The 5,531-nt window shown below is 63.3% G+C and carries 6 protein-coding genes; 4 read left to right on the top strand and 2 right to left on the bottom strand.

Annotated features, from left to right (window positions below; genetic code table 11):
- On the top strand, positions 1-949 hold a 949-nt coding region (locus AB4Z11_RS21290; RefSeq protein WP_442027509.1), incomplete at its 5' end, for a DUF2157 domain-containing protein.
- Positions 950-953: 4 nt separating this feature from the next.
- Here AB4Z11_RS21290 and AB4Z11_RS21285 read toward each other — a convergent pair.
- Entirely contained in the window at positions 954-1,733 is a 780-nt protein-coding gene (locus AB4Z11_RS21285) for an alpha/beta fold hydrolase (RefSeq protein WP_442027508.1), read from the bottom strand.
- A 176-nt stretch (positions 1,734-1,909) separates the two neighbouring features.
- Between AB4Z11_RS21285 and AB4Z11_RS21280 the strand changes: the two genes are divergently transcribed.
- Complete coding sequence (locus AB4Z11_RS21280; protein ID WP_442027507.1) at positions 1,910-2,578, top strand: DUF6683 family protein; 669 nt, start codon at positions 1,910-1,912, stop codon at positions 2,576-2,578.
- Between the two features lie 4 nt (positions 2,579-2,582).
- Here AB4Z11_RS21280 and AB4Z11_RS21275 read toward each other — a convergent pair whose 3' ends face one another.
- Positions 2,583-3,557, bottom strand: a complete 975-nt coding sequence (locus tag AB4Z11_RS21275) for an NADPH:quinone oxidoreductase family protein (RefSeq protein WP_442027506.1) — start codon at positions 3,555-3,557, stop codon at positions 2,583-2,585.
- A 119-nt stretch (positions 3,558-3,676) separates the two neighbouring features.
- Between AB4Z11_RS21275 and AB4Z11_RS21270 the strand changes: the two genes are divergently transcribed.
- Both AB4Z11_RS21270 and AB4Z11_RS21265 read left to right on the top strand, forming a co-directional pair.
- Positions 3,677-4,288, top strand: coding sequence for a toll/interleukin-1 receptor domain-containing protein (locus tag AB4Z11_RS21270; protein WP_442027504.1), 612 nt, complete (start codon positions 3,677-3,679; stop codon positions 4,286-4,288).
- A gap of 8 nt (positions 4,289-4,296) precedes the next feature.
- Positions 4,297-5,466: a tyrosine-protein kinase family protein gene (locus AB4Z11_RS21265; protein WP_442027502.1), complete on the top strand. Its 1,170-nt coding sequence runs from the start codon at positions 4,297-4,299 to the stop codon at positions 5,464-5,466.
- Positions 5,467-5,531: the final 65 nt, after the last annotated feature.

Below are 5,531 nucleotides of genomic sequence, written 5' to 3'. Positions count from 1 at the left end.
GCAGGACACCCCGGCATTCAAGCCGGCGCATATTCTCTATTATCTCGGTGGCCTGATTGCAATCGGCGCCATGTCGCTGTTCATGAACGTCGGCTGGGAGCAGTTCGGCGGCAGCGGACTTTTCTGCATTTCCCTGTGCTATATGGCCGCGGCCATCGGCGGCGTCGAATGGATGCTGGCGCGGCGCCTGGTGCTGCCGGCAGGCTTGCTGGCGGCGCTGGCCGTGGTGCTGGTGCCGCTGGCAGTCTATGGTCTGCAGCACATGCTGGGTTACTGGGCCGAGGGGCGCCACCCGGCGTACCGTGACTTCCACCAGTACATCGACTGGCGCTGGATCTTCATGGAACTGGCCACATTGGCCGCCGGCGCCGTGGCGCTGTGGCGCTATCGCCTGCCGTTCACCGTGATGCCGGTTGCCGTTACGCTGTGGTACATGAGCATGGACATCGTGCCCATGCTGCTGGGAGGCGATACTTACAGCTTCTTCTCGCACGAAGGCAAAATCATTTCGACCGTGTTCGGCCTGGCGATGACGCTGGTCGCGCTGTGGATCGACCTGCGCACGCGCAGCGCGAAGGATTACGCCTTCTGGCTGTACCTGTGGGGTGTGCTGGCTTTCTGGGGCGGCTTGAGCAGCATGGACTCGGGCAGCGAATTCGGCAAGCTGGTGTATTGCCTGATCAATGTGCTGATGATCGGTATCGGCGCGGCCTTGTCGCGGCGCGTGTTTGCCGTATTTGGCGGCTTGGGGATTGCCGGCTATCTGGGGCACCTGTCGTACTCGGTCTTCCGCGACAGCCTGTTGTTCCCGGTCGCGCTGACTGCCATCGGTATTGGTGTCATCGCGGCCGGGATATTCTGGCAGCGGCGTGAGGCGGCCATTGGCGCCAGCCTGCGCGGGGTGTTGCCGGAACCCCTGCGCCTGCTGGTCGAACGCCGCGCGGCTTAGCCGCTTAGTTGGCGCTGGCTGCGTTTTCGATCAGGTCAGCCACTTCCTTCGGGTGAGATGTCATCACCACGTGCGATGCGCCATCGATCACCACCGTCTTGCGCGAGCTGGCGCGGTCGGCCATGAATTGCAGCGCAGCGGCCGGGATATTCTTGTCGGCCTTGCCGTACACGAAGTAGGACGGGATAGTCTTCCAGGTCGCCTCTTCGGTCTTCTCGGTCAGCGCTGCTTCAGTAATCGGACGCTGGCCCGCTGCCATCAGGGCTGCTTTCGCGGCCGGCACGTCGGCGGCGAACTGTTTCGGGAACTTGTCCTGCTGGATGTACAGGTCCTTGTTGCCGTCGGCCAGAATCACCGGCGCAGCCAGGGTAGGGCCGAGGGTACTGCCCGGGAATTTGCCCGACAGCTCCAGCGCGGTTTCACCGGCATCCGGCGCAAACGCGGCCACATACACCATGGCCTTCACATTCTGGTTGCCGCTGGCCGCAGCGGTAATCACCGCGCCGCCGTAGGAGTGGCCGACCAGCACGACCGGGCCCTGGATGCCCTTCACGATGCTGGACACATAAGCGCCATCGCCCTTCACACTGCGCAGCGGGTTCGCCGCGCCGACCACTTTATAACCATCCTTGATCAGTTTTTGCGACACGCCATCCCAGCTGGAGGAGTCGGCAAACGCGCCGTGTACCAGCACGATGGTTGGACGTTCCGCAGCAAGGGCAGCGGAGCCGCCGAACAGGGTAGCAGCGGCGATGGCGGTAGCGGCGAAGAATTTGGCTTTCATGGTTTTTCCTTTCGTAAGTGAGTTGATGTGCGAATAATAGCGTGCTAAACATTATTGCGCAAGTGTTTAGTGTGATAAATAATTATGACGTGACTTGCACACAGTGCGATTCGCTTGGCGTGCGGAGACTTTATCGCTAATCTTCGTCGACCTTCCACCTCCCAACGAGGCCGTCGATGAAACACTGTTTGGCATTGCTGGCGCTGCTGGCTGGCGCCGCACCCGTCGCGCACAGCCAGTGCTGCGGCTATGGCATGAGCTACGACAATGTGGTGGTGTGGCCGGTGCCCGACTTGCGCGTGCCGGTGCCGTCGGCGGGTGCGCCGAGAAAATCGGCACCGCCAGTGCTGGCCAAGGCGAAACCTGCGGTGCAAGCGAACGCACACAAACTGGCGCAGCACTTCCCACTCAACAAGCGGGCCGAGATGGAGCGCCTGTACGTCCAGAGCATGGACATCTACCTGAAGGTCGAGAAGAAAATGGGGTGGACGCCGCGCGATATGGCGGGCGGGCTGGCGGCTTTCTTGGTCGGGAATTACATGGTCCTGAAAAATTCCGAAGTGTCGGATGAGGAATTCAACGCTGTGGCCCGCCAGTTGCGTGCGCAGGAAAAGCTGCAGTCGGTCACCAGCCATAACGATGCCGACAAGCTGCGCGACGTCTTCGAGCAGAGCGCCATGGTGGGCGCCTTCATGGCTTTGGCCTACAAGTCCCATCAGCAAACGCCGCAGCCGCCGGCCATCTACGACAATATGCGCAATGCGGCGCGGGAAAATCTGCAGCTGGTGCTGAAGGGCGATCCGGACCGGCTGGCCATCGACAAGACCGGCATGCGTTTCGAATAGCCGCTCAGGGCTTGATGACGACCTTGCCGGTGACTTTGCGTGCGGCCATGTCGTTCAGCGCGTGGGCCGTCTCGGCCAGCGGATAGCGCGCCGAGATGTGCGGGCGGATCTTGCCTTCGCTGAGCCAGCCAAGCAGCTGCTGCATGCCGGCCAGATTGGCCTTGGGTTCGCGCTTGGTGAACTCGCCCCAGAACACGCCCACGATGGACGCGCCCTTGAGCAAGGCCAGGTTCAAAGGCAGCTTGGGGATCTCGCCATTGGCGAAGCCGACGACCAGATAGCGCCCGCGCCAGGCGATGGAGCGGAAGGCCGGATCGGAGTAGTCGCCGCCGACCGGGTCGTAAATCACATCCGGTCCTTTGCCGCCGGTGGCATTCTTGATCGCTTCGCGTAAATCTTCCTTGCTGTAGTTGATCAGCACATCCGCGCCGTGCGCTTTGCAGACGGCGAGCTTGCCGTCGCTGGACGCCGCCGCGATCACGCGTGCACCCATGGCCTTGCCGATCTCGATCGCCGCCAGGCCCACGCCTCCCGCTGCACCCAGCACCAGCATGGTTTCGCCGTGCTTCAGCGCTGCGCGGTCGACCACCGCGTGATGCGACGTGCCGTAGGTGAGGGTGATGGAAGCGGCGGTGTCGAAGTCCATCCCTTCCGGCATCGGCATCAGCGCGGCGGCGGGCACCAGCAGCTGTTCCGCGAAGCCGCCGTGGGCGGAAAAAGCGATCACGCGGTCACCCGGCTTTACGTTTGACACGCCTTCGCCCACTGCGCGCACCACGCCCGCCACCTCGTTCCCAGGCGTGAAGGGCAGGGAAGGCTTGTACTGATATTTGCCCTGGATGATCAGCACATCGGGGAAGTTCACACCGGCGGCCTTCACGTCCAGCACGACATGGCCGGCCGTCGCAACGGGATCGGCCACGTCCTCCAGATGCAGGGTGTCGGGCAGGCCCCAGTCTTTGCACACAATCGCTTTCATCTCCACTCCAGGCATCGAACGATCGTTCTATTATGYCCCAGAACGGTTTGCGCATGCGCAAAGAGAGAATGGGGCAGGACGCTACAGTGGCCTGGACGGCAGAAAGAAGAGGTAACGCCATGTCCACGTCCATTCGATACGGCTGTTTCTTCAGTTACGCGCACGGCCAGCACGCCTATATGAGCAAGTTCAAGGACGATCTGATCGAGGCCCTGAAGTGCTATCTGGAGCCGCATTTCGACACCGAAAAGGAGCTGTTCGTCGATAGTGAACAGCTCGGCGGCGGCGATGATCTGGACCGCCGCATTGCGCTGGCCCTGTGTCAGAGCGTGTGCATGATCGTGATCTACACGCCCAAATACGAAGCCCACGGCTACACCCGGCGCGAGTTCGCAGCCATGCAGCTGCTGGAGGCCGAACGCAGCCAGTGGTATGAGCTGCCCAGCCATCTGATCATCCCGGTCATCATGACCCGCCACCCGCTCAATCTGCCGCCACAGATCAGCGAACCGGGCATGTATGTGGACTTTTCACGCTATACCCTGGCCACCGGCGATTTGAAGACCAACCCGGACTTCGTGCCCGATATCCGCAAGATGGTGGACCGCATCRTCATGCACTACCACCACCTGCGCTACAGCATGCCGGCCGGCCACGATTGCAGCCGCTTCGTGCTGCCACCCATGCCCCCGGAGTGGCGCAGCGCTCCGCCTCCCCATTTCCCCCGTTGAGGTTAGCCATGGAACTCGTCCGCCAACCACATCCCGCGCCCACCGTGGCCGGAGAAGTCGCCACCTTCTATTCCTATAAAGGCGGCGTCGGCCGCACGATGGCCCTGGCCAATGTGGCGGCGCTGCTGACGCGCCGCGGGATTCCGGTGCTGATGGTGGATTGGGATCTGGATGCGCCCAGCCTGCATTACTACTTTCCCGGCGACGGCGAGCACCCCGGCGTGCTGGAACTGTTCGAAGCCTGCCGCGAGCAGCTGCGCAGCCGCCACGGTGCAGCGCCCGATGCGGAACTGGCCGGCAAGGTGCTCGATGCCGTCGGCTGGGAGCAGTATGTGACCCGCGTCGACCAGGCCCATCCCCTGTATTTGATGCGTGCCGGGCGGCTGGATGGCCATCACGCCGAGCGCGCCTCGCGCCTGGACTGGCAAGCCATGTTCGATGCCTGTCCCTCGCTGTTCCGCGCGCTGGCGGAACGCATGGCGGCGCGTTTTTCGCATGTGCTGATCGATTCGCGCAGCGGGCGTGCCGACAGCGCGGGCATTTGCACCACCTTGCTGCCGACGCGGCTGGTGCTGGTGTTCACGCCCAGCCGTCCCCAGCTCGACGGACTGGAAGCCCTGATCGCCCGCGCCACCACCTACCGCCGCAGCCACGAAGACGAGCAGCGCCCTTTGCTGGTCTATCCGCTGCCGGCCCGCATCGACGCCGGCGATCCGGCTTTGCGCGCACTGTGGCGGCGCGGCGATATCGAGCGCCGCGTGCCTGGCTACCAGCCGATGTTCGAGCGGGCGCTGGCCGAGGCTTACGGTTACACGCGCATGTCGCTGGAAGGCTACTTCGACCGCGTCCAGTTGCAGCAGTGCGGCGGCCATGCCTGCGGCGAACCGCTCCCCGCGCTGGAAGAGGAGGGAGACTGCTTTTCGCTCGCCCACAGCTACGAGGCTTTTCTTGGCTGGTTTCAGAAGGGGCTGTGTCCCTGGGAGGCGCTGGCGGAAACGCCGCTGCCTGTCGCAGCGCCGCTGGCGCAGGATCTGGGAAGTGTGCTGTTTGCGCCGCATGAGCTGAACAATCACCACAAGTTACTGGCCGAGCAGGATAGGGCGTCATACTGGCAGCCCCGGCGCGGACGTGGCGGTCCGGCCGGGCCGCGCAAGGCCGACCTGGCTGAGCCCGGTTAACACCCGTTGAGTGAGCACAAGCTTGCAAAATTATTAGCCATTCGGACCCGCCGCATGCGCTTGGC

The organism is Pseudoduganella sp. RAF53_2 (assembly GCF_052113985.1).
Taxonomy (GTDB): domain Bacteria; phylum Pseudomonadota; class Gammaproteobacteria; order Burkholderiales; family Burkholderiaceae_D; genus Rugamonas.
The sequence above is the reverse complement of the archived record's forward strand: the minus strand, read 5'-3'. Positions and strand labels throughout refer to the sequence as shown.